At 36.8% G+C, this 25477-nt stretch carries 24 protein-coding genes and 1 pseudogene; 13 read left to right on the forward strand and 12 right to left on the reverse strand.

Annotated elements, in window-relative coordinates; genetic code table 11:
- Window positions 1-159: 159 nt before the first annotated feature.
- Together bfr (I6F50_RS09645) and bfr (I6F50_RS09650) are read left to right on the forward strand one after the other, a co-directional pair.
- Window positions 160-630, forward strand: a complete 471-nt coding sequence (gene bfr / locus I6F50_RS09645) for a bacterioferritin (RefSeq protein ID WP_002958985.1) — start codon at window positions 160-162, stop codon at window positions 628-630.
- A 12-nt stretch (window positions 631-642) separates the two neighbouring features.
- Complete coding sequence (bfr, locus tag I6F50_RS09650) at window positions 643-1107, forward strand: bacterioferritin (RefSeq protein WP_024593101.1); 465 nt, start codon at window positions 643-645, stop codon at window positions 1105-1107.
- Window positions 1108-1172: 65 nt separating this feature from the next.
- Here the strand turns inward: bfr (I6F50_RS09650) and I6F50_RS09655 are convergent, their stop codons facing one another.
- Both I6F50_RS09655 and I6F50_RS09660 read right to left on the reverse strand, forming a co-directional pair.
- Entirely contained in the window at window positions 1173-1367 is a 195-nt protein-coding gene (locus tag I6F50_RS09655) for a (2Fe-2S)-binding protein (protein WP_002960627.1), read from the reverse strand.
- A gap of 462 nt (window positions 1368-1829) precedes the next feature.
- The gene (locus tag I6F50_RS09660; protein ID WP_197160504.1) at window positions 1830-1979 is read right to left on the reverse strand and encodes a hypothetical protein; all 150 of its coding nucleotides are present in this window, start codon (window positions 1977-1979) and stop codon (window positions 1830-1832) included.
- 538 nt (window positions 1980-2517) lie between these two features.
- On the opposite strand from I6F50_RS09660, the gene I6F50_RS09665 reads away from it, so the two are divergent.
- Window positions 2518-3075, forward strand: a complete 558-nt coding sequence (locus I6F50_RS09665) for a TMEM165/GDT1 family protein (RefSeq protein ID WP_076924201.1) — start codon at window positions 2518-2520, stop codon at window positions 3073-3075.
- Between the two features lie 60 nt (window positions 3076-3135).
- On the opposite strand, the gene I6F50_RS09670 is transcribed toward I6F50_RS09665, so the two are convergent.
- From I6F50_RS09670 to I6F50_RS09680, 3 genes are all read right to left on the reverse strand, one after another.
- Window positions 3136-3660: a DUF6436 domain-containing protein gene (locus tag I6F50_RS09670; RefSeq protein ID WP_007581838.1), complete on the reverse strand. Its 525-nt coding sequence runs from the start codon at window positions 3658-3660 to the stop codon at window positions 3136-3138.
- The gene (locus I6F50_RS09675; protein WP_165728422.1) at window positions 3644-5110 is read right to left on the reverse strand and encodes a methyl-accepting chemotaxis protein; all 1467 of its coding nucleotides are present in this window, start codon (window positions 5108-5110) and stop codon (window positions 3644-3646) included. The genes I6F50_RS09670 and I6F50_RS09675 overlap by 17 nt, the downstream gene beginning before the upstream one ends.
- 148 nt (window positions 5111-5258) lie before the next feature.
- Window positions 5259-5810 carry a hydrolase gene (locus I6F50_RS09680; protein WP_197160439.1) on the reverse strand — a complete coding sequence of 184 codons (552 nt, stop codon included), beginning with the start codon at window positions 5808-5810 and terminating at the stop codon, window positions 5259-5261.
- Window positions 5811-5976: 166 nt separating this feature from the next.
- Between I6F50_RS09680 and I6F50_RS09685 the strand changes: the two genes are divergently transcribed.
- Window positions 5977-10476 (forward strand): EAL domain-containing protein, encoded by a 4500-nt coding sequence (locus tag I6F50_RS09685; RefSeq protein ID WP_197176096.1) that lies wholly within the window; start codon window positions 5977-5979, stop codon window positions 10474-10476.
- A gap of 89 nt (window positions 10477-10565) precedes the next feature.
- Here I6F50_RS09685 and I6F50_RS09690 read toward each other — a convergent pair whose 3' ends face one another.
- Window positions 10566-11459, reverse strand: coding sequence for a cation diffusion facilitator family transporter (locus tag I6F50_RS09690; protein WP_007581834.1), 894 nt, complete (start codon window positions 11457-11459; stop codon window positions 10566-10568).
- 383 nt (window positions 11460-11842) lie between these two features.
- Between I6F50_RS09690 and I6F50_RS09695 the strand changes: the two genes are divergently transcribed.
- From I6F50_RS09695 to I6F50_RS09705, 3 genes are all read left to right on the forward strand, one after another.
- Complete coding sequence (locus I6F50_RS09695; RefSeq protein WP_197139306.1) at window positions 11843-13294, forward strand: diguanylate cyclase; 1452 nt, start codon at window positions 11843-11845, stop codon at window positions 13292-13294.
- A gap of 117 nt (window positions 13295-13411) precedes the next feature.
- Window positions 13412-14365 (forward strand): slipin family protein, encoded by a 954-nt coding sequence (locus I6F50_RS09700; RefSeq protein ID WP_166377104.1) that lies wholly within the window; start codon window positions 13412-13414, stop codon window positions 14363-14365.
- A gap of 21 nt (window positions 14366-14386) precedes the next feature.
- The gene (locus tag I6F50_RS09705; RefSeq protein WP_197176099.1) at window positions 14387-14842 is read left to right on the forward strand and encodes an NfeD family protein; all 456 of its coding nucleotides are present in this window, start codon (window positions 14387-14389) and stop codon (window positions 14840-14842) included.
- A gap of 34 nt (window positions 14843-14876) precedes the next feature.
- Here I6F50_RS09705 and I6F50_RS09710 read toward each other — a convergent pair whose 3' ends face one another.
- On the reverse strand, window positions 14877-15749 hold the full coding sequence (locus tag I6F50_RS09710) for an SMP-30/gluconolactonase/LRE family protein (protein ID WP_197160436.1): 873 nt from the start codon (window positions 15747-15749) through the stop codon (window positions 14877-14879).
- A 366-nt stretch (window positions 15750-16115) separates the two neighbouring features.
- Here I6F50_RS09710 and I6F50_RS20305 point away from each other — a divergent pair.
- A pseudogene (locus I6F50_RS20305) lies at window positions 16116-16250 on the forward strand (DUF6363 domain-containing protein); the annotation flags it as partial.
- A gap of 9 nt (window positions 16251-16259) precedes the next feature.
- Here I6F50_RS20305 and I6F50_RS09715 read toward each other — a convergent pair.
- From I6F50_RS09715 to I6F50_RS09725, 3 genes are read right to left on the reverse strand one after another with little or no spacing between them, the layout of a single operon-like run.
- The gene (locus I6F50_RS09715; RefSeq protein WP_007581829.1) at window positions 16260-16505 is read right to left on the reverse strand and encodes a hypothetical protein; all 246 of its coding nucleotides are present in this window, start codon (window positions 16503-16505) and stop codon (window positions 16260-16262) included.
- Window positions 16502-18097, reverse strand: a complete 1596-nt coding sequence (locus tag I6F50_RS09720) for a PepSY domain-containing protein (protein ID WP_197160435.1) — start codon at window positions 18095-18097, stop codon at window positions 16502-16504. Before I6F50_RS09720 ends, I6F50_RS09715 begins: the two co-directional genes overlap by 4 nt.
- A complete protein-coding gene (locus I6F50_RS09725; RefSeq protein WP_024591874.1) occupies window positions 18094-18381 on the reverse strand; it encodes a hypothetical protein in 288 nt (95 codons plus the stop codon). Before I6F50_RS09725 ends, I6F50_RS09720 begins: the two co-directional genes overlap by 4 nt.
- A gap of 235 nt (window positions 18382-18616) precedes the next feature.
- Between I6F50_RS09725 and I6F50_RS09730 the strand changes: the two genes are divergently transcribed.
- The 4 genes from I6F50_RS09730 (at window position 18617) to I6F50_RS09745 (ending at window position 22156) form a co-directional block, all read left to right on the forward strand.
- Window positions 18617-19387 (forward strand): undecaprenyl-diphosphate phosphatase, encoded by a 771-nt coding sequence (locus I6F50_RS09730; protein WP_197160433.1) that lies wholly within the window; start codon window positions 18617-18619, stop codon window positions 19385-19387.
- 15 nt (window positions 19388-19402) lie between these two features.
- Window positions 19403-19624, forward strand: coding sequence for a penicillin-binding protein (locus I6F50_RS09735; protein ID WP_165729518.1), 222 nt, complete (start codon window positions 19403-19405; stop codon window positions 19622-19624).
- A gap of 209 nt (window positions 19625-19833) precedes the next feature.
- Complete coding sequence (locus I6F50_RS09740) at window positions 19834-21855, forward strand: ATP-binding protein (protein WP_197160431.1); 2022 nt, start codon at window positions 19834-19836, stop codon at window positions 21853-21855.
- Between the two features lie 40 nt (window positions 21856-21895).
- Complete coding sequence (locus I6F50_RS09745; protein WP_197160429.1) at window positions 21896-22156, forward strand: hypothetical protein; 261 nt, start codon at window positions 21896-21898, stop codon at window positions 22154-22156.
- A gap of 130 nt (window positions 22157-22286) precedes the next feature.
- On the opposite strand, the gene ahpF is transcribed toward I6F50_RS09745, so the two are convergent.
- A complete protein-coding gene (ahpF, locus tag I6F50_RS09750) occupies window positions 22287-23861 on the reverse strand; it encodes an alkyl hydroperoxide reductase subunit F (RefSeq protein ID WP_197176101.1) in 1575 nt (524 codons plus the stop codon).
- A gap of 154 nt (window positions 23862-24015) precedes the next feature.
- Complete coding sequence (gene ahpC, locus I6F50_RS09755; protein ID WP_007581822.1) at window positions 24016-24585, reverse strand: alkyl hydroperoxide reductase subunit C; 570 nt, start codon at window positions 24583-24585, stop codon at window positions 24016-24018.
- 364 nt (window positions 24586-24949) lie between these two features.
- Here ahpC and I6F50_RS09760 point away from each other — a divergent pair, with 364 nt between their 5' ends.
- Entirely contained in the window at window positions 24950-25387 is a 438-nt protein-coding gene (locus tag I6F50_RS09760; protein WP_197176110.1) for a PACE efflux transporter, read from the forward strand.
- Window positions 25388-25477: the final 90 nt, after the last annotated feature.

A 25477-nucleotide genomic window follows, 5' to 3' on the forward strand; every position in this document is an offset into this window, starting at 1 on the left:
TGCTAATACAAATAAAAAACTGTCCATAAACCAAGCAGTAACGCAAACTTAAATAAGAATCAAAACCAATAGTAACGCAATGATTTTTATAGAGAAAACTTGCAATATAGGCTATTTGTACTACACTGCATGCAATTGAAATAGTTAAGGCGATTTATCATGAAAGGTAATCAAAAAGTAATCGATGCGTTTAATACATTGTTAGCTAACGAATTAGCAGCAATCGATCAGTATTTTATACACTCGCGCATGTATGACGACTGGGGTTTAAACAAGCTATACGAGCGCCTTAACCACGAAATGGAAGAAGAAAAAGATCACGCAGACTGGCTTATTAAGCGCATCTTGTTTTTAGAAGGTGTACCAAATATGACTAAGCGCCGTGATTTACTTATCGGTAACGATGTAAAAAGCATGATGCAAAACGATTTAACACTAGAGCTTGAAGTAGTTGCGTGTGTTAAAGATGTAATCGCAATATGTGAAGAACAACAAGATTATCAATCTCGTAGCATTTTAGAAAAACTGTTATTTGATACCGAAGAAGACCATGTTTACTGGTTAGAGCAGCAACTTGGCTTAATTGATAAGATTGGTTCTGAAAACTATCATCAAGCACAAATGGCTTAGTAGGAGCATATTATGAAAGGCGATAAAGACGTTATTGCAGCGCTTAATAAAGTACTCGCTAATGAGCTTGTTGGTATTAACCAATACTTTTTACATGCACGCATGTTTAAAGATTTTGGTTTCACTCAACTAGACAAAGCAGATTACAAAGTATCAATTCAAAAAATGAAAAACGCCGATCGTTTAATCGAACGTATTTTGTTTTTAGAAGGCTTACCAAATCTTCAAGACTTAGGCCGATTACGTATTGGTGAAAACAGCGAAGAAATGATTGCAGCTAATATGAGTTTTGAACTTGATACTATTGGCGAGTTGCAAAGCGCAGTAAAACTGGCTGAAAGCAAAAAAGATTACATTACCCGCGAAGCCCTTGATCACATTTTAAATGAGCAAGAAGAGCAAATTGACTGGTTAGAAACTCAACAATTGCTTATTAAAAATACGGGTATTAAAAACTACTTGCAGTCTCAACTGTAAATAGTAACAAGCATAAAAAAAGCAGCTAAAAAGCTGCTTTTTTTATATCTAAATTTTATATGTAATTAAGCAACTTGATCCGTTACATCCGCAATCTGGATAAGTCTGCGATTAAGGATCTTTTTAGTACAACCACAACACTTACCGCATTGGCTGCCTACTTTAAGCTCTTTAGTTAATTCACGCATGGTCGTTGCACCATCGTCAATTGTTTGCTCAATTTTTTTATCAGTCACACCGTGACATAGACAAATATACATGAATACAAACCACTCTCAATTTCATTTAGTGCGTACATACTAATCTAAACGAAAATGGTTATCAATTGTTATTTAACTAATATGTATTATTTTAAACTTTTTTTTGGCCAGCGCCACTTAAGTTGAGAATTCGCGGCAGCTTGAGAATAGTTTTAATTTTAAGCAAGGTGTGGCACTCAGATTGAGATTTATTAATTGGAGTCTACCTTAAACCTAAGTAAGATTAGGTTTAGGTAAATATTTGAATGGTTCAGAGTTAATTACTTTAAGGCTTTAAAAACCTTAATGTATAAATACGAAATTTATGGGTGGGTGACTTCCGGTTTGTGCCATGAGCGGACATTCAAAATGAAAGTGACAAAAGGCAAAACGTTCTCCTATTTTCCCGCATTGCTATAATGTTGGTTTAGCTCCAAATGAATCACAGGTCAGAAACAGAAATTCGAAAAATGTGGCCAAATATTATTGACCACTACAATCTGAATAAACTACTTGATAATCTTTTATAAGCATTTGGCCGAATTCACCTAATCCTTGTTTCGTGAAAAAATCTAAAACATTCTGATCAAGGTAAACCGTTGGCTTTCCTTCGTATGGTGGAATTGACTCCATTACTTAATCCTTTATGCATAACTGCTTATTGAACAGCATTTTAGTGGTTTATAGCATATCAAAACGGGGGATTACATACCCTGATAATTTCACCAACAATTACTTTTGTAAACAAGTAATTAAACAGCTAGGAATTAAGGATCTTATTTTGCCCCAAAGCGGCGTTTAATAATGTTATTGGACAAAATTAGATTTCTACTCGAAACACAGGAATAAATTTAACTTTTTCAATGACCGGTCATCGCTCTTTCCTGACTATCAGCTCATTGCCAAAAGCTAACTTTATTACTCCCGACTAAATTAACTATATTCGATTCTTAATATTTACCACGCAAAAGTTTTGTGGAATAATGCCCGCCTCTTAGGGGAGTAGCCCGCTCAGTAATGAGTAAACTTATCAACATAATTGCACCTCATGTGCATGGTAAGTTTGTAATGTTGTAGCAAGCGTTATCGGCGAGACCTAGGTAGACACTATCCTCATGGCGGGAGATAGTTGTTTGCCTTGGTTTAGTATTCCCGCCTGTAAGAATCAATAATGGAAGTTTTTTTAACCTCAACCGTCACTGTCACACTTGCCGAAATAGGCGATAAAACCCAGCTTTTATCGCTCCTGTTAGCCGCCCGTTTTCGTAATAAAGGCGCGCTTATTCTTGGTATTTTAGCCGCAACCTTACTCAATCATGGTTTATCAGCGTGGTTTGGGCAGTGGTTAAGTAATAGTTTTTCTTCTGAATATTTACCTTGGCTTGTAAACATCAGCTTTATTGTTGTTGGCCTTTGGCTATTAGTTCCAGACAAAGACGAAGCTGTAAGTAGTAAATACGATAGCTACGGGGCTTTTTTAGTCGCTTTTGTATTATTTTTTATTGCAGAAATTGGTGATAAAACACAAATAGCGACGGTGTTGTTAGGGGCACAATATCAGTCTGTGTTTTGGGTAACAGTAGGAACTACGTTAGGTATGCTAATTGCTAACGTGCCTGTTATATACGCTGGTAATGCATTACTAAAAAGAATATCTCTAAACACCGTACGTGCTATTGCTGCTTGTGTGTTTGTGTCATTAGGTATTTATGGCTTAGTTACAATTTAATCAATATTAAAGCTCGCAACTATTGATTTAAGTGCGAGCTTTAGTTTATCGATACGTTATTTATGCATTATTTACACAGTAACATCCCTTGGTTTGTGTAATTAAGAGATTTGAGTTAAAACCAGCAGCTAAATTAGTGACCGCAGTTTCAACAAAACCACTTCCTTGGGCACAAGCTAACCCTTCAGAGAGCGGCCCAGCATAAACAAACTCACCGTTTTTATTAATAATAACGGCGGCAGGCGTTGCCGGAATAACGTGTTTAAGCTTTGGTGTTAATTCAACTTGTACAACCTTCATAGCTTTATTGGCAGCAAAAGAGGTTAACGATGAAATATGCGGCTTAGCTTGTATAGTACACCCGCATTTTTTTTCTGTTATAAGCACTAAAGACGGCTCACCAGTATCAACCCAATCCAATTGCTTTTTAAAGTTATTAAACCAGTGTTTTTGCAATAAAACTTTTGAGCTATCAAACGGTTTAAGCTGCTCTAATTGAAAATAAACTAACCCTGCAACAACACAAATAAGCCATGTAGCTATAAGCGAAAATACGAAAGTGTTAGATTTATTTAAACTTGGCAATGCTTTGCTCTAACACATCAATACTTACATCGATTAACTGCACCTTAGCGGTTAACTGCTGCACTATTTGCGTATCTTGGTACTGATTTTGGCGCATAGTATCAGTACTGCTTGCTATTAATTCAGTATTACCTGCCTGCTCAGCTACAACTTGTGCAACTGAGTCAGAGCTTGAAGATACTGCGGCTATTTGCTCGCTCATTGCTGAAATATTCTCTTTCATTGCAGCACTAATACTTGTTAAATCGACTACAAAATTCACACACTGACTCATTGATTGTGTTGACGTTTTACTATTATTAACAAGATCTTTTAATGTTAGACTAATTTTATCTGTTGTTGCTTTACTATGGTTAGCTAAAGATCTTACCTCATCAGCAACGACAGCAAAACCTCGACCATGTTCGCCTGCACGGGCAGCTTCAATAGCGGCATTTAAAGCAAGTAAGTTTGTTTGCTCAGCAATACCTGATATCTCATTAAGAAGACCTGAAATAACATCGCCCGCTGCCACTAAGTGGTTTATTTTTTCTTCGGTATGGTTAAGTAGTGTTAACAACTCTCTACTTTTAGCGTCTGTTTGAAGCACTTCTTTTAATGCATCACCTGCAGATTGTGTAATGTGATCAACTTGGCGCTTAAGTACCTCACTTTCTTCTTCTACAAGTTTAAAACCATTAGCAACTTGAGCGCCAGAATTAGCAATATCATCAGTTTGTTGTGTACGCTGCACTGCACCACCGGCCAGCTGATCATGAACATGTATAAGCTCTTGTGAGTTTTTTTGCAGTGATTCTGATTGAGTTTGTACCTGTTTAATAACATCAGATAAGTAATCTAGTAACGTGTTAAACCCTGTTACAGCCTCACTTTTAGTGTCATCAGCACGAAGAGAGAGTTTAATGTTTTCAGGGTCTTTCATTATTTGCTCTGTCGCATAACTTAAAGATAAGCCAGCACGACGTTCGCGTTGCAACATTACGGCAATGTAGCCTGCAACTAACACTTCAACTATTGCGTATCCAGCATGAATAAGCACCGTAGTAAAAGCAAGCCTATCAGGGTCAAATACATAAAATCCTGTATTTTGAGTTTGTAAATAATAAAAAGATAAATGATGAACAGCTACAAATACAATTGTAGTAATAAACACTCGCCACTGTACAAAAACAATTAACATGGGCATTAAAATAAATATTTCAAAATGGACTTCAATCAGCCCAAAAGTTTGTTGTATGTGCAAAAAAGAAAACATCATTATGGCGGCAGCTACAACATGAGGGGTAACAGGACTATCCCCTTGTGTGTTTAAAAGCCATATAGGTAATAAACACAATGGCAAACCTATCATAAAGGCCTGCGCTAATGTGTCGAAATACAAGCCAATAGCGATAGATTCGACAAACAAAAGACTAAAAATAATTGTAAATAACCGGCCAATACTAGACATAAGAACCTTAAAATTGTTGTTTGCATTGTTGTTTTATAAAGCAGTCTGCAATATACGTATCAAAACGAGTTTCAGTTTACTGAACACAATAATAAACTACCGACACGTCAAAAAATAATACATTTAATTTACATTATATACATACGGTCTACTTAATTATAGGCAGTATTTTTTTAAACGTAGGCGTTGCTGCTTTTTTTGTCCATTGAAAAATAACTATTTCAGCGCATGAAATTACCGAACCAGCTTGGCGTAGCTGTTCAATCGCCAAATTTTTATGTTGCGGATTTCTCGAGCCAACTCCGTCGTGTACGATAATAACTTCAAAACCATTTTCTATTAAATCTAAGCATGTTTGTAAAACACACACATGCGCTTCAGTGCCAACAACAACAACTTGCTTTTTACCATAGCTTTTTAACTTATCAACAAAGCCAGGCTCTGCACACGCACTAAAGTACGTTTTATGAAAATACGTAGCATTAGGTAACGTATTTTTAATTTGCTGATTAGTCTCGCCCAACCCCTTGACATATTGCTCGGTTATTAAGACTGGGACGCCGTGAATAATACCCGCCTGCGCTAACTGCAATGTACTTTTTAAAATATTCGGAAAGTCTTTAATTGCAGGAGCAAGCAACTCTTGTAAGTCTATTATTAATAACACGCTTTTTTTTGCATCAATATTAGATAAAACCACTATACTCTCCTTATGAATATTAACTGTTATCTATATAGATTAGCTCACTATTTGAAAATAGAGCTTTTAACTTTAAGTATATTATTTGCAATTAAAAAATAAAAACTTATGCTATATTTACTATCTAGCTAAGTATCATCCTATCCTCCACTGAGAGTGTTTATAAGTGCGTTTGAGCAAACTTTTTTTTCATATCACCATTGTTTTTTTACTATGCATCCAAAGCACTTTTGCATCACAAAACTATGCTCAACAATTACAACGAATTTCTACTGACGAAGGTCTCTCGCAAAGTTACGTTTTGCAGTCGCAAGAAGATGACATTGGCTTCATATGGATAGCAACCCAACAGGGTTTAAACCGTTTTGATGGTTATAAAGTAAAAACTTTTAATGGTGGCTTTGGCTTAGATAAACACTATATTTATGCATTATTTAAAGCCGAAGACGGAAAAATCATTGTCTCAACTGATCTTTCTGGTGCGTATATAATAGATCCCCTCACTTTAAAAACCGAAAAAATCTATTCTGGTCAAATAGATAAAGAAAAAAAGATGTTTTCTCCAATCTCCGCAATGACTCAGCAACAAGATACTTTTTACTTCGCCATAGATGGTCAAATATATACATTTGATGAGACGAGTAAACACTTTACACTTAAGCTAGCACTCCCAAATAAAAGGGACTACATTAGGTCATTAACGATATATAAAAACACTTTATATATTGGTACAAATGATGGTTTATACACTGCAAATATAGATAATTCAGAACTTGTAAAAATCCCTCTTCATCCCCCTGAAAAAAATACGATAGATAATATAAACGTCAAATTTTTAAGTGTTGATAATGAATTAGGATTACTTGTTGGTACTGTCGAAGGTATGTATCAATTAGCATTTGATAATAACAAAAATATATCTGCAGCAAATGTTACAACATTAATTCCTGATTATAATATATGGGATTATGCCAATACTGTTTACGGCGAGTTTGTAGCAACCGAAAGTGGATTATTTAGTTATCACCGCGAAACCAAAGAGTTAGAGTTCATATTAAATTATGAAAAAAGTAAGTTTAATATTAATGAAAACTCAATCAACGATCTAATGATTGATAAGTCCGGCGTGCTTTGGCTCGCATCTAGAACCCAAGGCGTGTTTACCTGGCCAATTAAAACCCGACGGTTTAAACACATTTTTTTACCCGGTAACAATACTGTTCATGCCACCTACCAAGATAAAAATAATATTATATGGCTAGGAACAGAAGATGGAATTGCGCGCTATGACAAATCAACAAATAAAAGTGAAGTATATTTAAGCTCGACCGACTCAAAAGCAATATACGGAGCATCTGCGGTATTTGATATTTTTGCGTCTTCAATTGGAAACGATCAATTTCTTTGGCTTGTTACTTATGATGGTTTTAAACTTTTTGATAAGCAAACGGGTAAAGTTATTGAAAATAAAGACACAGACAATAATGTAATTAACCAGCTCAACTTATTTGGTTTTGCCCAAGTTGATGCAAATAAATATGCATTTATGTCTGATGATAATTTTTATATTTTTAATGAAACAACCGGAAAAACAAGAATTATTAAAGGACTCAAAGAGCAAGTTGACCCTTTATTTTCTTATGCTTTTTATAAACCCCTCGACACACATCCTGAAGAGTTTGTACTTGGCACATCAAAAAGTTTTTTTAGGTACAACGAAAAAACGAAAACTTTAACGACTATATTTCAGTCATTTAATCCTAAAGAAGATATTTTTTACACTGTAGAAAATTTTTACTTAGACTCAAAACGAAATATCTTATGGTTGGCAACCACCCACGAAGGCTTGCTTGGTGTTGACCCAGTTACTTATGAGAGAAAACACTACATAGGATTAAAAAATTCATTTAATACTGACTCTATCTATTCGTTACTTCCTGATGAAAATGGTTTTTTATGGGCAAGTACCGACAATGGTTTATATCAAATAAACCTAGATACACTCAATGTGGTGAGTTATTCAGTAAAAGACGGGTTGAATATAAACCAATTTACTTCTATAGCAGCAACAACATTAAACGATGGCAGGCTTATATTTGGTAGTAATGCGGGCGCCCTACTTTTTGACCCCTTAGACTTTGATGAAAAAGAATTATTTAAAAAAAATAGTGTAGCGATTACCGATATAAATCTTTTTACCAAAGAGCTCGATTATTACCCTCATAAATACCTTAGCCAACCACTTGATCTCAGTTATGAAGACATGGGCCTTACAGTTAGTTTTTCTAACTTTTCTTACCCCAATATAGACAAAGCATATTATAAGGTAATTCTTTCAGGGCCAACGTCCCTTACATATGAAGACTTACAATCTAACCAAGTGTTTTTCACAAAACTTCAACCCGGTAGTTATTCGCTAAAAATATCAGCACATAATCGCGATGGTATTGTTACAAGCGAACCTGCCACACTTAATATCAACGTGGCCTACGCACCATGGAAGTCGCCCTTTGCTATTGTCGCCTATGTAGTTTTAATAATTGCCGTGTTGTTTTTCATTTTTTGGCAATACCGCAGCCGCCAAGTTGCAATTGAACAAGCCCATAGAGCGATTATTCATTCGCAAAAGCAAACAGAACTCGCGCTTAAAAATAACAAAAGTGGCGTGTGGGATTATAATTTTAAAGATGCTTCCGTAAGTACGCTCAGAGGAAGTGAATTAGGCTATACAGGCTTGCCTGTACGTGTACACATAGAACAATTTTTAGCGCTTATACACCCAGATGACCGACGTCGTTTTGAAAACCAATGGGAAAACTACTTCAAGTACAAAAAACAACAAAACTGGCAAGCAACTTATCGTCTACAGCATAAAAATGGGCATTGGTTATGGTATCAAGATACAGGACAAGTTATATACGATCCTCAAACAAATGAGCCGCTATATGTTTCTGGCATATATACCAATATCACGGAGCAACGGGCTAATGAGCAACAAGCAAAAATTCTAGGTGAAGCGTTTAGCCAAATAAACGACTGGTTACTTATACTCGATAAGCATTTAATGCCATTTTCTGCGAACAACAGTTTTATTGAAACGTTTTCAAGTGAACAAGCAGCCACTAAAATTAGCCCAAAATTATTTATTAGGGCCATTGGTAAAGATAAGTGTAGAGAGTTTGCAAATATTTTAAAAAAATTAAAAGCTACAGAAAACTGGCAAAGTGATGCTTATATAAAAACAGCAAAAAGTAACGAACATCCAATACATATAAGCGCCACAGCCGTAACAAAAGATACTGCAAGCTACTACGTGGTTGTTATTACAGATTTAACTGAGCAAAAACGTGCAGAAAACGAACTGCGCTATTTGGCTAATTTTGATCCTCTAACGCATCTACCTAATCGTAGTTTAATGTATAAAAATATTGAAGACGCGATTAAACATGCCAATGAAAGTAATACACAATGCGCATTATTATTTATTGATTTAGATAAGTTCAAACCTGTTAACGACTCTTTTGGCCACGCAGTTGGCGATAAGCTACTTTGTAATATTACCCAAAGAGTAAACGGTATGCTTGGCGTAAACGCAAAACTTGGCCGTCAAAGTGGTGATGAATTTTTAGTGCTGATTCAAAATATAAAATCGCTTCAGTCTCTTCGCGATACAGTAAGAAAAATTAGTAATGAGTTAGCTAATAAAGTAATTATTGAAGACTTCTCTATTAATATTTCAGCCAGTATTGGCGTCGCTTTATACCCATTCGATGCTGTAACCACCGATATACTTATCCGTAATGCCGATGTTGCGATGATGCACGCTAAACAAGGCGGGAGAAACGACTTTAAGTTTTTTAGCGATGAAATGAATGAGCTGATAAAACAAAAGTTACTGCTCGAAAATGATTTAAAAGATGCAGTAAAAGACAACCGATTTTTTAATCACTATCAGCCCATTATCGACATAGAAGAAAAAACAATAAATGGCGTGGAGTTACTCATGCGCTGGAAAAATCAAGGACAGTTGGTATCGCCAGCACTTTTTATACCGGTAGCAGAAGAAACTGGTTTAATAGAACTCCTTACTGAGCAAGCATTGCAACGAGCTCTTATTGAAATTGCACCTATACTCAGCGCAAACCCATTGTTTTATATATCTTTAAACTTATCCCCTAAACACATTTTAAAAACAAACATAACCCAGCGGTTAATGTCCATATTAGCGGACTCTCAAGTTCATCCAAGACAATTAAGACTTGAAATAACAGAGAGTATTTTACTAGAAGATAAACTCAAAGCAGCCAAGCAGCTACAAAACTTAAAAGCTGCTGGGTTTAAATTACTACTTGATGATTTTGGTACTGGTTACTCATCACTCACCTACTTGAGCCAATTTCCTATTAATGTTATTAAAATAGATCAAAGCTTTGTAAACAGTATTGGTATAGATAAAGGGGATGAATCGATTATTAAGACCATTCTTTCATTGGCCGAAAACCTAGATCTTTACTGTATTGCAGAAGGAGTAGAAACGCGCGAACAGATGATCTTTTTAGCCGAGGTTGGGTGTACTGTACTGCAAGGTTATTACTTTGCAAGGCCAATGGATGCTAAAGACTTACGTAAAAGCGATTGTTTTAGCAATATCATTGATTTGATTTGATTTGATTTGATTTGATTTGATTTGATTTGATTTGAAACATTAAAAGCGTGCTAATCATTATTACACGCTTTTATATTAATTAGATGCTACTAATGGATGTGATGGCATTCGTGGCTTTCTATTTGTAATACACTATTGCGTACATTAAATTTTTCAGCTAACAGTTGTTCTACCTTCATACGACATGCTTCATCGTGTTTTTCAATAGTACAATGCTCTTTAAGTACAACGTGCGCCCCGACTACTACCCCCTTATATTTGCGCGTTACAGTGACGTTATGGACATTGTGAACATGCTCCATATCTGTAATCTCACTTTCAATATCTGCAACTTTAGGAAGTTTGGCCTTATTTAAGCGTAAACCTTTTATACAACTAATAATGACCTTAACACCGGTAAACAACACGAAAGAGGCGATTAACATGCTCGATAAAATATCGATAACAACCCAGCCCGTAAAATATATAAGAATACCAGCCACAAATGTCGATACGGTAGAAATCAAATCAAAGAATGAATGTAAAAATACCGCGTAAACATTAATACTCGCTTTGCGGCCTTTATATAAAACCCATGCAGCAGCACCATGAAACAAAAAACCAATAGCAGCAATAACCGACATTAAATAACTATTAATAGCCAGCTCATTTCCTTCATGCTGGTGTATATAGCGCTCACCACCTTCATACAAAATAATTAAACTGATTGCTAGGTATAAAAATCCGTTCACCAGACCACCCAAAAGCTCGGCTCTTTGATGACCATCGTTATAGGTTTTAGCAAAATGAATAGCGAGACTTGATGCAATCAGTGCGATGAATAACGAGCTATTGTGAACAAACAAATGCCCCGCATCGGCAAGTACAGCAAGCGAATTAGAATAATAAGCACCTATAACCTGAATTACCATAAACGAACACGTAATTGCTAGTGCAATAAGTAACCGACGACGAGAAGCTTGGTGTGTAGTGATTTCTGTCATGAAATGCTTGAATAACCTATACTTAAAGTGCAAATAAACCAAAGATGGCTTAGAGTAGAAAAGGGTAATGATATACAGTATCAATTATAATACGTACTGCCCTCAAACGCACTAAAAACTTAGTAAATCAAAAAAAATGTGCTAATAATTAGTAGGGCTTGTTGAACTTCGGTGGTTGAATTTACACCAGTATTTTTGTTTTTTAGGCAAGGCAGAGCCTATGTAGTGTGGCTATTCCCCATAAATAGGCGATAACGCAGCATAAATACCAAACATGCGCTGCCTTTTGAGCTCGATCTAAGGACGATTAACACGCCCAAGTAAAAACAATAAAAATACAATAGATAACAATTTAATTGTGGCTTAAACACATGGAGAGTTGAGTGAGTAATAACCTATCAAATGAAATATGGCGAAACTTGGAGTTACTGCCGTTTTGTGTATTACTTTATGATGCCAATGAAAATATATTTAAAGTTAACAGCCAAGCACAGGACTTGTTTGGCTTAAGAAATAAATCACATTTTAATAAAATTGATTTTTCACACATCACTTTAACCAATCATCACAGTAAAAAAGAACTATTAGTCGAGGAGCTATTCTTTGATTATTTCACTGCAAATAACCAATGCCAGTTTGTTTTATCAAAACAGGTATCTAAATTGCTACTCAATGTAAAATTTGCAAAATTACCTAACTCAAGCTCCATTATTATAATCGATGTATTGAATAATAATGTAGATGAACAATATGATTTTGATAATATTATTTCGAACATATCAACTGACTTAATTGATATTCAAAACGACGACGTTGATAAGCATATCAACTACGCATTAAAAGCTATTGGTACCGTTTGCCACGCAGATAGAAGTTATCTTTTTAAGTTTGCCGAGGATGGTAAAACCATAAATAACACCCACGAATGGGTCAATAATGATATACAAGCATTTAAAGAGGACTTACAAAACCTTCCGAAAAGCGATCTCCCCTACTTTTTTAGTTTGATGGCACGTACTCACTTATTTAGAGTTAACGATGTAACGTCGTTACCCATTCAAGCAATGAGCGAAAAAACAATTTTCCAGCGACAAAAAATAAAATCAGTACTTTGCATTGGTCTACGTTATGACAAAGAGCTCGTTGGCTTTATAGGCTGTGATTGCGTTGTTCAAAAGCGAAACTGGACTGATTTAGACCTTATTCGCTTAAGGTTAGTAGGTGAAATGCTTGCTAATGCTTTCAAAAATTTAAATTACAAGCAAGAGCTACAACAAGCTCAGCAGCAACTCATTAATGCCAATCATAAACTTAACAAACAAGTTAATACTGATGGCCTTACAAACATTGCTAACCGACGCTGTTTTGATCAAACTTTAAAATGCGAAATTAAGCGCGGCGCACGTAATAAAGAACCCATTAGTTTAATAATGTGTGATATTGATTTTTTTAAGCGTTATAACGATAACTATGGACATCAGCTAGGCGATGAAGTACTAAAACGAGTAGCCAAAGCGCTGCACGATTTGTGTAAACGAGAAGGTGATCTAGCAGCTCGTTTCGGTGGTGAAGAATTTGCGATAATTTTACCTGCAGTCGACACAGATCATTGTCAAAGATATGCAGTTCTTATTCAGGAAAAAATTGCAGAACTTGCAATTGAACATAACTTTTCAAGTGCCAGTAAATACCTCACTTTGAGTATCGGATTTTATAGCCTTATACCCAATCAAAAAACAACACCTAAAGAAGTTATAACTAACGCCGACATAGCCCTTTATAACGCAAAAGAAGCAGGCAGAAATAAAATAGCCAGTTTTAAAAAAACCGACTAAGTCGGCGCGCTACAGTGAGTTTTAGTGGTTAAAAGTTCGCTGTAGTGATAATCTATACACGCTGAAATTATAAACAATACAACCACTCAGCGTTTAATTATTATAAGGAATGTTTAAATGGATCCAGTCACACAAATTCTCGATATGGTTTTTACTGTTGAGGCTTTTTTACTTGTTTTTGTTATCGTGCTTTTAAAAAGTAGCGTTAAATTTGTACCACAAAACCGCGCCTGGTTAATCGAACGTTTTGGTAAATACCAATCAACTAAAGAAGCCGGCCTTAACTTTATTATTCCATTTATTGATAGAATCTCGGCTGATCGTAGCTTAAAAGAACAAGCTCAAGATGTACCATCGCAGTCAGCTATCACTAAAGATAACATCTCACTTATAGTTGATGGCGTACTGTACTTTAGGGTACTAGACCCATACAAAGCAACGTATGGCGTTGACGACTATACATTTGCAGTTGTACAACTTTCGCAAACAACAATGCGTTCAGAATTAGGTAAAATGGAGCTTGATAAAACATTTGAAGAGCGTGATTTACTTAATACCAACATTGTTGCAGCTATAAACCAGGCATCTGAGCCTTGGGGTATTCAAGTACTTCGCTACGAAATTAAAGATATTGTGCCGCCTAACTCTATTATGGAAGCGATGGAAGCACAAATGAAAGCTGAGCGTGTTAAACGAGCTCAAATTTTAGAGTCAGAAGGTGATCGCCAAGCAAATATCAACGTTGCTGAAGGTAAAAAACAAGCACAAGTACTTGCTGCTGAAGCCGACAAAGCCGAGCAAATTTTACGCGCTGAAGGTGAAGCAACAGCTATTACTACGGTTGCAGAAGCACAAGCAAATGCACTTATTAAAATAGGTGAAGCTGCAGATACAGAGCAAGGTCAAAAAGCAATTCAGTTAGATTTAGCAACTAAAGCAATCGCGGCTAAAGAAGCGATTGCTCGTGAATCATCAATTGTATTACTGCCAGACAACGCGACAGATGCAAGTTCAATGGTTGCGCAAGGTATGGCAATTATTAATAGTTTAAATAAAAAGAATTTGGGTTAATAACTAAATAAAGAGGTTTGTATGGATTTTATTACGCAAAATTTACCGCAAACACTTATGGTACTTGGTATTGTTGCTTTAATAATAGAAGTAGCAGTACTTGGCCTTTCTACATTTATTTTGTTGTTTTTTGGATTATCGTTATTCCTCACAGGATTATTAATGAGTTTTGGTATTTTACCCGACTCATTAACCACCGCCCTTTGGAGTAATGCAATTGTAACAGCAGGTTTGGCCGTTGTACTTTGGAAACCATTAAAACAAATGCAAAATCGCGTAGATAAAAAGCAAGTGAATAGTGATTTTGCTGAACTTACTTTTGTACTTACTAGCGATGTAACAGAACAAGGTTTAACTACACATCAATATTCAGGTATTAGCTGGAAACTCAAAAGTGAGCAACCAATTAGCGCCGGTACTGAGGTTTTAGTAACCAAAAAAGAAGTGGGTGTTATGTGGGTTAAGCCTAAAAGCTAACCATCACTTTAAAACAAGCACTGTGTATAATAAATTACAGTAAAACGGGCGGCTCAAACTGCCCGTTTTTTATGCCTGAGATTTGAAATACAGCGCCTTGTTCAGTAACAGTATTATTAATCGATTCATCAAATGCCGATGTCACAAGTAACAATTCAGCATTTTTACCGCCAAATGCAGTGCATGTCGGTTTTATTGCACAAAGCTTTATTGTTTTAATTAGCTCACCGCCTGGGGATAAACACATAACACACCCCATTCCCCACACAGCTAGCCACAAATTACCTAATTGGTCGGTTACGCAGCCATCGGGGTCAACATCAGTATTATTAAATTGATAAAAAACACGTGGCTCAGAGCAAGGCTCGCCAGTTTGCTCATCCAAATCTAATACATAAATACAACTCGTTAAAGAGTCGCAGTAATAACCGCGTAAACGTGGCTTATCAAAGCACAATCCATTTGGGATACTCAAGTTACTTACAACGACTTTAAGCTGGTGTTTATAATAACGGTATATTTTACCGTCACCCTTTTTAGCATTTACGTCCATTGTACTTAACCAAAAACCACCCCATGGATCAGCGCGGCCGTCGTTTGAACGCCTATTTAGTTGCGTATTTTCAATATTAAGAATAAGGTGGCGAGTGCACGAATTAATATGGTATTTGTATAAACCAGTACTTGTACCTAGCAACAAGTGCTGCTCATCAATCCACGCTATTGCACTTAGTGTATCAGGCATATTAACTGTTTTTAGTTGGCTTTCGCTGTGTATTTTTTTGCTTAAAAGTAATTTTTTATTTATGTCGACCCAAAAAAAAGTATTCAGCATAGGGTGCCAAAGAGGACTTTCTGCAAGCTGACTCTGTGTGCTTTCAAAAATGGTTACGCTAGGATCAAACATAAGTAATTATTCTTTATTATTAACAAAGCCTTGTAACCCAAACCTTACCAGAAAACAGTTGATTTCGCGATACGTACCTGGCTTTAATTTATCAACATGCCCTAGGGCGTGTTGATCTTTGGTGGGTGAATTTGCAGCAGTATGTTTGGTTTTTAGGCAAGGCGGAGCCTATGTAGTGTGGTTATTCCCCATGAATAGGCGATAACGCAGCATAAATACCAAACATGCGCTGCCCTTTGGGTTCTTTCTAGGGACGATTAACTCTTTGTTGCTCGGTTTTTACTTAGCCCACTAGGTTACAAACCTCGCGCCGCGATTTAATCGCCCCTAGATTGAACAAATTTCAATCCACAAAGATCAACACGCCCTAGTGACTGCAAAATCAATATCATTGCACCACCGGCTAATTTTAAAGTTGGGCGTACCACTAAAAAGTTTGAAATACTTAATAGTGGTTACAACATGGGAGTTGATACTGCTAAGACCTTTTTAGCTAAATAACTGCATTATTTAACCTAATAATTGCGGTGCTTTACCCGCAATAACTGCGGTTAGTAAACCAGCTAACATAGCTCCTACAACGGTGCATATTGCACCGCCTAAAATACCGTAAACACTCATAAAACATATCAGCGCTAAACCAAATAGCAGTGCACTTAAAAATGTTTTAGTCGCTAATGTAAGTGTGTTTTTTCGTAGGTTGAGCATCATTAATAATAAACTTACCATCGCAATTGTAATTAGTAGCTCGTTCATGCGGGTTGTACCTCAACTTGTAATTTTTGTGTGTTTTTTATTTTTAAGGCAACAAATATACACGCAACACCCACCGCCATAAAGCTTATATCTACTACCGCAACAAGCGAACTATTAAAGTTAATAACATTGCTCACTCCAAATATAATGTTAAGCGGCAGCACTAAAGCAAGCGAAGCACCGCATAATAAAAGAGTCAGCTTAAAGTAGTTTTTATAACCTATGGGTAATACACTCAAGAGTAACCATGCCAACCACGTATAAAAAAACACGGGTCCAAAAAAGCTATTTTGCGCCACACCAACAACGCTATAATTAAGTACAACTTGCACAGGAAATAGCACAAAGCTTGCTAATACCAAACCGCCACAACTGCCAATAATAAAACGATTCCAGCGTGCATATGCCTGCATACTCAGTGAAGGGCTACTGCCACGTGTGCGCTTTGTTAGCCACATCATCATGCCCGAAATAGGTAAAAGCGCAGTACTTAAGCCAAGCAATACCCAAAGTAATTTTACAAACACTCCTGCAAAGTTCCCAAAGTGCAGCGGAAACATCAACTCAATTACTTTTATCGAAACACCTGAAATATCACCAAAACTACTCATCGACTGCACAAACTCACCATTACCCTGATAATGCAGTAACTGAGAAGCAACAGCCTCGCCACCTAACAAACGCAAATATACCTGCGCGTTCGCATCGTTATGCGCCATTATGGTTACATCTCTAATTATTGCTTTAGGGTAACGACTATGAGCATGCTCTAAAATAGTGTCTATTTTTGTAGGTTGCTTAATGTGACTAACTACAGGCTCAGGAATGGCGGTAAACGTTTCTATTAACTTATCTTGATCGCCACCAAAGCTCACAAACGCAGCGGCTGGTAGTAAAATAATGGTCGCGAGCCCTAAAAATGATCCTGTAAAACCAATTACAATGTTAAAAACGCTGCCCCAAATACCTATAACCTTATGAGCATCGCTCACTGCAATATCTAACCCTTTATCTCGCCTAAACGTAAAGAGCTCTTTTATCAATTTGCGATGAATAAACAAGCCTGTCACTGCACTTACTAAAAGCGTTAAACCTAAAAATCCAGTGAGTATTAACCCTATTGGTCGCCCTAAATGCAAATCTGCATGAAACTCACCTATATAAGTTGGTGCATCCGTTTTTTTATTGGCGTAAAACTCTTTACTAGGCCCATAGTAAGTATTTTCCAGCGTCAACGTATCGGGATGAAATTGAAATACTCTGGCCACCTCTTGGTCGTAATTTTCATCGCCATGGTGAGATTCAAATACCAACGTTAACAAATGAAAGTTATGCCCACTTGGTAAAAACACATGAATGTTTTCGCCAAATTCACTAGGTACTTTTTTATGGTATTCGTTTACTAGTCGGTTAATTTGCGCGCTGGCAACGTATTGGCTAGATTGTAGTTCTGGATTAGCCCATATTTTTAACTCAGGTCGCGACAGAACTGCTAACGCCCCACTAAATGCAACAATAAATAGCAGTACCGCAGTAATAATTCCTACCCAGCTATGTAATAAAAATAGCTTTTTTAAAGTAATCGACTTCATCCCTGCCCCTGCGTTAACGCCCAAAAACTCAATAAACCATGTAATACACACAATGCAATCATTACTACAAAAGGTTGCCATACTTTTTGCGCCAAATACGCATAAATAAACAACGCAGTCCAAATAATAGGAAAGAGTAAAATAGGCAGTAATATTTGTTCATTCATTTGAAACGGTAAATAGGTTGTCATACCCGGAATCATTATTACCGCTGTAACTAGCGCTAATACACACGCAATTAGGTGCCTTCGCCGTGTAGCTGTAAACGTTTTTTTATTATTCATTATTCGCTCAGTAAATTTGCCCAAACATATACAAAACAGCACATGCAAATGATAACAATTGCTATTATATTGTGCATTTAATGCTTAATGCAATTTATTAAACAAATTAAGTCTAAAAACACTGTTGGTTTGCCTTAAGAGCTTTTATGCTACGCCTCGCAATTTAGGTACGCAGTAATGCGTCATTTCAGTTAAGCCGAGTTCGGGCTTTTTAATTTTCAGGAAGCAGTAAACCGTGGATATAATTAACGCGATTATTTTAGGTATTATTGAAGGTATAACAGAATTTTTACCCATATCATCAACTGGGCACTTAATTGTAGCGTCAAAGTGGTTAGGCATTGAATCAACAGATGCTAACCTCGCCTTCGAAGTAATTATCCAACTTGCCGCCATTTTAGCGGTACTAGCAAACTATAAAGACAAGTTCAGCCCTAAACATTTCAATTTATGGGTGAAAGTTGCCATTGCATTTATTCCCTTGGGTATTATTGGCTTTATATTTAGCGATGTAATAAAAACACTATTTAGCGTACCAGTAGTAGGTGTTATGTTTATTGTAGGCGGTGTGATTTTTTTACTATTGGAGCGCAGTTATAAAGAGACTCACTGCACAACTACCGATGTAACCCAAGTTACTTATAAACAAGCTCTTTGGATTGGCGTAGCACAAGTATTTGCGTTAGTTCCAGGGACTAGTCGTGCTGGAAGTTCTATTGTTGGTGCCATGTTGTGTGGTTTAAACCGAAAAGCCAGCGCTGAATTTTCATTTTTACTTGGTTTACCTGTACTTGCAGCAGCCTCAGGGTACGACTTACTTAAACATTACCAACTGTTTAGCTTAGATGACCTAACTGCCCTTGCTATGGGTTTTATTACCTCTTTTGTTGTTGCCTATTTTACTATTAAACTGTTTATTCGATTTTTAGAAAACTTCACTTTTGTAAGTTTTGGTATTTATCGTATTGTATTTGGTGTTATTTTATTAACCCTAGCTTACATTTAAAATTCGAGGAAAATCATGAGCGAAAAAATAAACGAAGAAGCACTCCACGCACTTAAAATAGCCTTTACGTATATGCCTAAAGCTATTGAAGTTACAAAGTACGAATATGGCGAACGCTACCAAACAGTGCTTGATCACATAGAAGCTGTACGCGAAACATTGCTTATTAACGATGTAGATCCAGAAGAAGTGGGCGGCGATATCAACCCGCAATATACCCCAAATTCAACGTATTAAAAGTATACCGCTGAGTATTACATGCTCGGCGGTATACTTTTAATAAACCACTAACTTAGTTCATAAAAACATAAGGTTATAAAATTTAATACGTATCAATTTTAGTTATTAGTAATTAAAACTGCTAAACTGGATTTTAAACTAATACCAATGCCCTAATTGGCCTATGTATTATATAAATTGAACAAAAGCTTACGGGGTGTTTTCTTTTGAATTTTTTACGATGTTTTCACGATATAGTTTCTAATCAATCTCTTGATTTTGAAAATAAAATTAATAAGCTCTTAGTGTTTGGGTTAGAAGTATTTGACCTTGAGCTAGGTATTATTAGTAAAGTAGATGAAAACAGCTACACCGTTTTATATGCCAAAACCCCTGACAACTCACTTTTACCCGGTACCGTGTTTGAATTACAAGGCACCTATTGCGTACATACGCTCGCTGCAGGCTCTGCACTTGCCTTTCATAAAGCATCTCAAAGCGCAATTGCAAACCACCCCTGTTATATAAACTTTCAGTTAGAGTCTTATATTGGCGCGCCAATAAAAATTGGTAAAAAAACATTTGGTACCGTTAACTTTTCATCCATAAACAGCTCTCCAGCTTTTAATGATGCAGCCTATGATTATATTGAGTTATTTGCACAATGGCTTGGATCGGAATTTGCTCGCACCCAAACTAAAGAACAACTCATAAAAAATAGTAATACTTTATTAAAGTTAGAAAACGTTGCAAATATAGGTACGTGGGAGGTTGATCTAATCTCCGATAAAATTACCTGGAGCGAGCAAACATACCTCATACATGAGGTGGATGAACAATTTCAACCGCAAATGAATTCTGCAGTCGAGTTTTATAAAGAAGGTCCAAGTCGTGAAGGCATTACTCGCGCGGTAGAATTAGCCATAGAAAAAGGCAAAAAATGGAATCTAGAACTAGAAATAGTAACCGCTAAAAATAAACATTTATGGGTGGCTACCTTTGGTGAGGCCGAATTTGATGAAGGCCGATGTGTCCGATTATTTGGCACCTGCCAAGATGTCACCGAGTCAGTAATGCTCCGAGAAGAGCTTAAACAAAAGCAAGCTCAAGCAGAGCGCCTACTTGAAGACAGAAGCATGCTATTTGCCAAAATCAGCCACGAATTAAGAACCCCACTGAATGGCATTACAGGTATGCTAACCACATTAGTTGATGAACACAGTGAAGAAGTTCGCGCTGAAAAAATTAAAATAGGACTTAGAAGCGCCGATATTTTACTTAGTATTATTAACGAAGTGCTCGATTTTTCTAAAATTAATCATGGTGAGCTAAAGCTTGAACCTACTGACTTTTTACTAAAAACAATTTTTACCGATTTAACTTCTTTGTATACACCTCTATTTAAAAACACGCATGTAACGCTACAAGTAAATAATACAATTGATGACAACTGCTGGGCGTTTAGCGACAACACACGCCTTAGCCAGATTGCTTCTAATTTACTGAGTAATGCACTTAAATTTACTGAAAATGGTTCAGTTACATTAAACACCAGCCTTTCTAAAATAAAAAATAAGCTAAGTTTAAATATTGAAGTGTCTGATACAGGCCGAGGAATGAGTAAAAACTTTTTAGAATCACTGTTTTCTCCTTTTTCTCAAGAAGTAGATGCTAAGAATTCAAAAGGTGGAACAGGCCTTGGCCTTGCAATAGTAAAAGAGCTTGTTGAATATATGGGCGGGAAAATAAAGGTAGACAGTACACCTAATAAAGGCACTACGTTTTTAGTAAATATTCCTATTGAGAAAGGGACAGAACAAAAACAAGAAAGCCTTAAATCAACGTTAGATATCAACGGCAGTGAACTATCAGTGCTTGTAGTCGATGATAACGACATCAATCGGTTAGTACTTCATGCCTCTTTAGGCAAGCTTAATATTAAAGCAGACTCAGCAGTTGATGGCCAAGATGCTGTATTAAAATGTCGCCAAAAGCATTATGACCTTATTTTTATGGACTGCATAATGCCCATACTCGATGGATTTGAGGCAACAAAGCAGCTTAGATCAGAAAACATCTGCTCGCATGAAGAAACCTACATAGTGGCTATAACTGCTAATACTTCATCACAAGACAAACTTGCCTGCAAACAAGCCGGTATGGATATGTTTATATCAAAACCGTTTAAACTACCCATACTTGAAAAAGCGGTTATTAATGCGCTTGAGCATACCGTAAAAATCAGCTAATTTTTACTGCACTGCCACTGGTAAAAAATAAGAACATAAAATGAAAAACATAATTAGAACTATATTACTAACAGTACTTATTGTTGCAGTATTTAAAGGCGTTTCAACTGACCAGTGGGATTCATCAATAACCGTTGTAATCGTATCGGGTATTTTGTTTTTAGTTACGTTCATAAGTGCTAAGTCATCACGCGGTTCATCAGCTTATACTGGGAGTGACTCTTCAGTTTATTCTAGTAGCAACTCATCTCATTCCCATACAGATTGCGGCGGTGGTGATTCTGGTGGTGGATGCGATTAAATTGCATACTAATTTTTGAGAATAAAAAAAGCCGCCTTTGGAGAAGGGCGGCTTGGGTCAACAAACAGCTATGGGTGTAGCCTTGCTGTTATATCAAGAGAGTTTTTACTAAATTTTTTATTAAATAATGTTAAGCAGCACTTTGATCAGCTTCTTCAGAGTGACGAATTAAATAATCAAATGCGCCTAAGCTTGCTGTTGCACCACTGCCCATTGCAATAATAATTTGTTTAAACGGAGTATTGGTTGCATCCCCCGCGCCATAAATGCCTGGTAATGACGTCGCGCCTTTAGCATCAATCAGTATTTCACCAAATTTGCTTAATTCAAGGTCGCTGTCTTTTAACCATTCTGTATTAGGTATCAAACCTATTTGTACAAATATACCGTCAAGTTCAAGCTCTTTGCTCTCTCCCGACACTCTATCTGTGTACATTAAGCCTGTTACTTTTTTACCATTGCCTAATACTTCAGTTGTTTGTGCACTTTTGATAATAGTAATATTAGCCATGCTTTTAGCTTTACGGATAAGTACTTCATCTGCACGTAATGTGTCTGCAAATTCAAGTACTGTAACGCTTTGTACAATATTGGCTAAATCGATTGCCGCTTCTATACCTGAATTACCACCGCCAATTACAGCAACAGGTTTACCTTTAAATAAAGGGCCGTCGCAATGTGGGCAATATGCCACACCATGGCCGCGATATTCTTGCTCCCCGGGTACGTTCATTTCACGCCAGCGTGCACCGGTGGCAAGTACGAGCGACTTAGCTTTAAGTACTGCGCCATTTTCTAGTGTAATTTCGTAGCCATTGTTATAACCAAGTGCTGCTGCGCGCTGATTATGCATTACATCCACGTCGTATTCTTTAACGTGCTCTTCAAGCTGGGCAACCAATTTTGGCCCTTCAGTGGCTTTAATCGAAATAAAGTTCTCTATTGCTAGTGTATCGGCAACTTGTCCGCCAAATCGGTCGGCAACAATACCTGTATTTAACCCTTTTCGTGCTGAGTAAATAGCAGCCGATGCGCCCGCAGGCCCGCCACCAATTACAAGTACATCAAATTTGTCTTTTTTACTTAGCGACTCAGCTTGGCGCTGTGCACCTTTGCTATCTAGTTTATTAAGTATGTCGGTAAGACTCAGTGCACCTTGGCTAAATGGTTCGCCATTTAAATACACAGCCGGTACAGCTAAAATATTTCGCTCTTCTACTTCATCTTGAAATAATGCGCCATCAATCATGGTCGCTTTAATATTACTGTTTGTTGCTGCCATAGTATTAAGTGCTTGGACTACTTGCGGGCACGTTTGGCAACTTAAACTTATATATACTTCAAAGTTGAGCTCTTGAGTAAGCGATTGTATTTGCTCAATGTCTTCACTTTTGGCTTTACTTGCGTGTCCGCCAGTATGTAAAAGCGCTAACACTAAACTTGTGAATTCGTGGCCCATAGGTACGCCTGCAAACGTAATATGAGTGTTTTTAATAGGTGAATGTACAACCATTGACGGGCGACGTGCGCTTGTGTCGGGGTTGTTTATTACCGTAAATTTATCGCTCAGTGAGGCTAAATCGTTTGCTAAGCTTTCTACTTCTGCTGATTTTTTGCTGTCATCCAAGGCAATAAGCAGCTCAACAGGTTGAGTAAGCGATTCGAAATGGCTTTTTAATTGATTTTTTATGTTGTTATCTAACATGGCTTAACCCTTTTAGGAAAATTTAAACAGCAAGCCTCCCATGCCAAATAATGCATGTGCTTAAACAAGTGTATTGATATAGGAGGCACCAACAAACGGATGTTCGTTGATTTAAGGGCAGTTACCTGCCCTTATAGTAGGAATAAATCTATACTTAGATTTTACCAACTAGGTCTAGTGAAGGTGCAAGTGTGTCTTCACCTGGCTGCCAAGATGCAGGGCAAACTTCACCGTCGTGAGTTGCAATGTATTGTGCCGCTTGTACTTTACGAACAAGTTCTTTAGCGCTACGGCCAATACCTAAATCGTGAGTTTCGATAATTTTAATTTCGCCTTCTGGGTTCATTACAAATGTACCGCGAAGTGCTAAGCCTTCTTCTTCAATCATTACGCCAAAGCTACGAGTAATACGTCCTGTTGGGTCGCCAATCATTGGGTAAGTAATTTTACCAATTGTGTCTGACGTATCGTGCCATGCTTTGTGAGTGAAGTGAGTGTCAGTCGATACTGAGTAAACTTCTACGCCCATTTCTTGAAGTTGTGCGTAATAATCTGCAACATCACCAAGTTCAGTAGGACATACAAATGTAAAGTCTGCTGGGTAAAAGAAGAAGATTGACCATTTACCTAGAACATCTTTTTCAGACAATTCTACAAAGTCACCGTTGTGGTAAGCGGTTGCATTGAATGGTTGTAATTTTGTGTTGATTAATGAAGTGCTCATGGTATTTCCTCATCTATGTTTAATGTATTTAAAAAGTAATCAACGCTTTCGTTTTAAACGACCTTTTGCGTTGGCTTGATTAGTACAATAAGGCTAATGGGAAATTAAATAAAATTGATTGTTTAGATTAAAGCAATCTGTTTTTTAGATTGCAAGCAATATCCATAAATATGGGGGAAAACAACAAGCCAGCCAACTGTTTGGTTTATATCCAACAAGCTAAAAATAGCCAATAAACGCAGGTAATTTAGATACGTTTATGGCGTACTTACAGCAACATACCTGTACAATTATTTAAAACGCGAGGTACAATTTAACTGTATCAATCAATTGTTAAGCTAAGTATCTTAAACAGGGATTAATTATGGCTCCTAAAAAACGCCGAGTATTACAGGCTGTCTTATATGAATTTTTTGCCATTGCCTTTGTTGGCCCTATTATCAGCTTTATTTTTGACAAATCAGCCTCTTCAGCAATCGGTTTAGCGATTGTTTTATCAAGTATTGCACTTGGCTGGAATTATGTATTTAACGCTTTATTTGAACGCTGGGAAGCAAAGCAAGCTGAGCGAGGGCGTACTTTAGGCAGGCGTCTATTGCACGGCATTGGTTTTGAAGGTGGGTTGGTATTATTACTAATCCCTGTAATGTCGTTGTGGTTAAATATATCAGCCCTAAATGCATTAATAGCAAACCTTGGCCTGTTTGCGTTTTTCTTTATCTATGCAATTATTTTTACATGGGCGTTTGACCGCGCTTTTGGCCTACCAGAATCCGCCAAAAGTGATAAAACAACGCAGTAAAACACCTTTTAATTAAGCCTCTTTAAGAGGCTTTTTAATCTGATAAAACGATAAGTATCATCTCCCAGTAAAAATAAAATAGGCTAATCA

Origin of the sequence: Pseudoalteromonas sp. NZS127_1, from assembly GCF_015864295.1 — a bacterium.
Classification (GTDB): Bacteria; Pseudomonadota; Gammaproteobacteria; order Enterobacterales; family Alteromonadaceae; genus Pseudoalteromonas; species Pseudoalteromonas arctica.

Coding starts and splice junctions, on each gene's coding strand:
- bfr (WP_002958985.1), top strand. CDS start 160: ATGAAAGGTAATCAAAAAGTAATCGATGCGTTTAATACATTGTTAGCT.
- bfr (WP_024593101.1), top strand. CDS start 643: ATGAAAGGCGATAAAGACGTTATTGCAGCGCTTAATAAAGTACTCGCT.
- I6F50_RS09655 (WP_002960627.1), bottom strand. CDS start 1,367: ATGTATATTTGTCTATGTCACGGTGTGACTGATAAAAAAATTGAGCAA.
- I6F50_RS09660 (WP_197160504.1), bottom strand. CDS start 1,979: ATGGAGTCAATTCCACCATACGAAGGAAAGCCAACGGTTTACCTTGAT.
- I6F50_RS09665 (WP_076924201.1), top strand. CDS start 2,518: ATGGAAGTTTTTTTAACCTCAACCGTCACTGTCACACTTGCCGAAATA.
- I6F50_RS09675 (WP_165728422.1), bottom strand. CDS start 5,110: ATGTCTAGTATTGGCCGGTTATTTACAATTATTTTTAGTCTTTTGTTT.
- I6F50_RS09690 (WP_007581834.1), bottom strand. CDS start 11,459: ATGACAGAAATCACTACACACCAAGCTTCTCGTCGTCGGTTACTTATT.
- I6F50_RS09700 (WP_166377104.1), top strand. CDS start 13,412: ATGGATCCAGTCACACAAATTCTCGATATGGTTTTTACTGTTGAGGCT.
- I6F50_RS09705 (WP_197176099.1), top strand. CDS start 14,387: ATGGATTTTATTACGCAAAATTTACCGCAAACACTTATGGTACTTGGT.
- I6F50_RS09710 (WP_197160436.1), bottom strand. CDS start 15,749: ATGTTTGATCCTAGCGTAACCATTTTTGAAAGCACACAGAGTCAGCTT.
- I6F50_RS09715 (WP_007581829.1), bottom strand. CDS start 16,505: ATGAACGAGCTACTAATTACAATTGCGATGGTAAGTTTATTATTAATG.
- I6F50_RS09720 (WP_197160435.1), bottom strand. CDS start 18,097: ATGAAGTCGATTACTTTAAAAAAGCTATTTTTATTACATAGCTGGGTA.
- I6F50_RS09725 (WP_024591874.1), bottom strand. CDS start 18,381: ATGAATAATAAAAAAACGTTTACAGCTACACGGCGAAGGCACCTAATT.
- I6F50_RS09735 (WP_165729518.1), top strand. CDS start 19,403: ATGAGCGAAAAAATAAACGAAGAAGCACTCCACGCACTTAAAATAGCC.
- I6F50_RS09745 (WP_197160429.1), top strand. CDS start 21,896: ATGAAAAACATAATTAGAACTATATTACTAACAGTACTTATTGTTGCA.
- ahpF (WP_197176101.1), bottom strand. CDS start 23,861: ATGTTAGATAACAACATAAAAAATCAATTAAAAAGCCATTTCGAATCG.
- ahpC (WP_007581822.1), bottom strand. CDS start 24,585: ATGAGCACTTCATTAATCAACACAAAATTACAACCATTCAATGCAACC.
- I6F50_RS09760 (WP_197176110.1), top strand. CDS start 24,950: ATGGCTCCTAAAAAACGCCGAGTATTACAGGCTGTCTTATATGAATTT.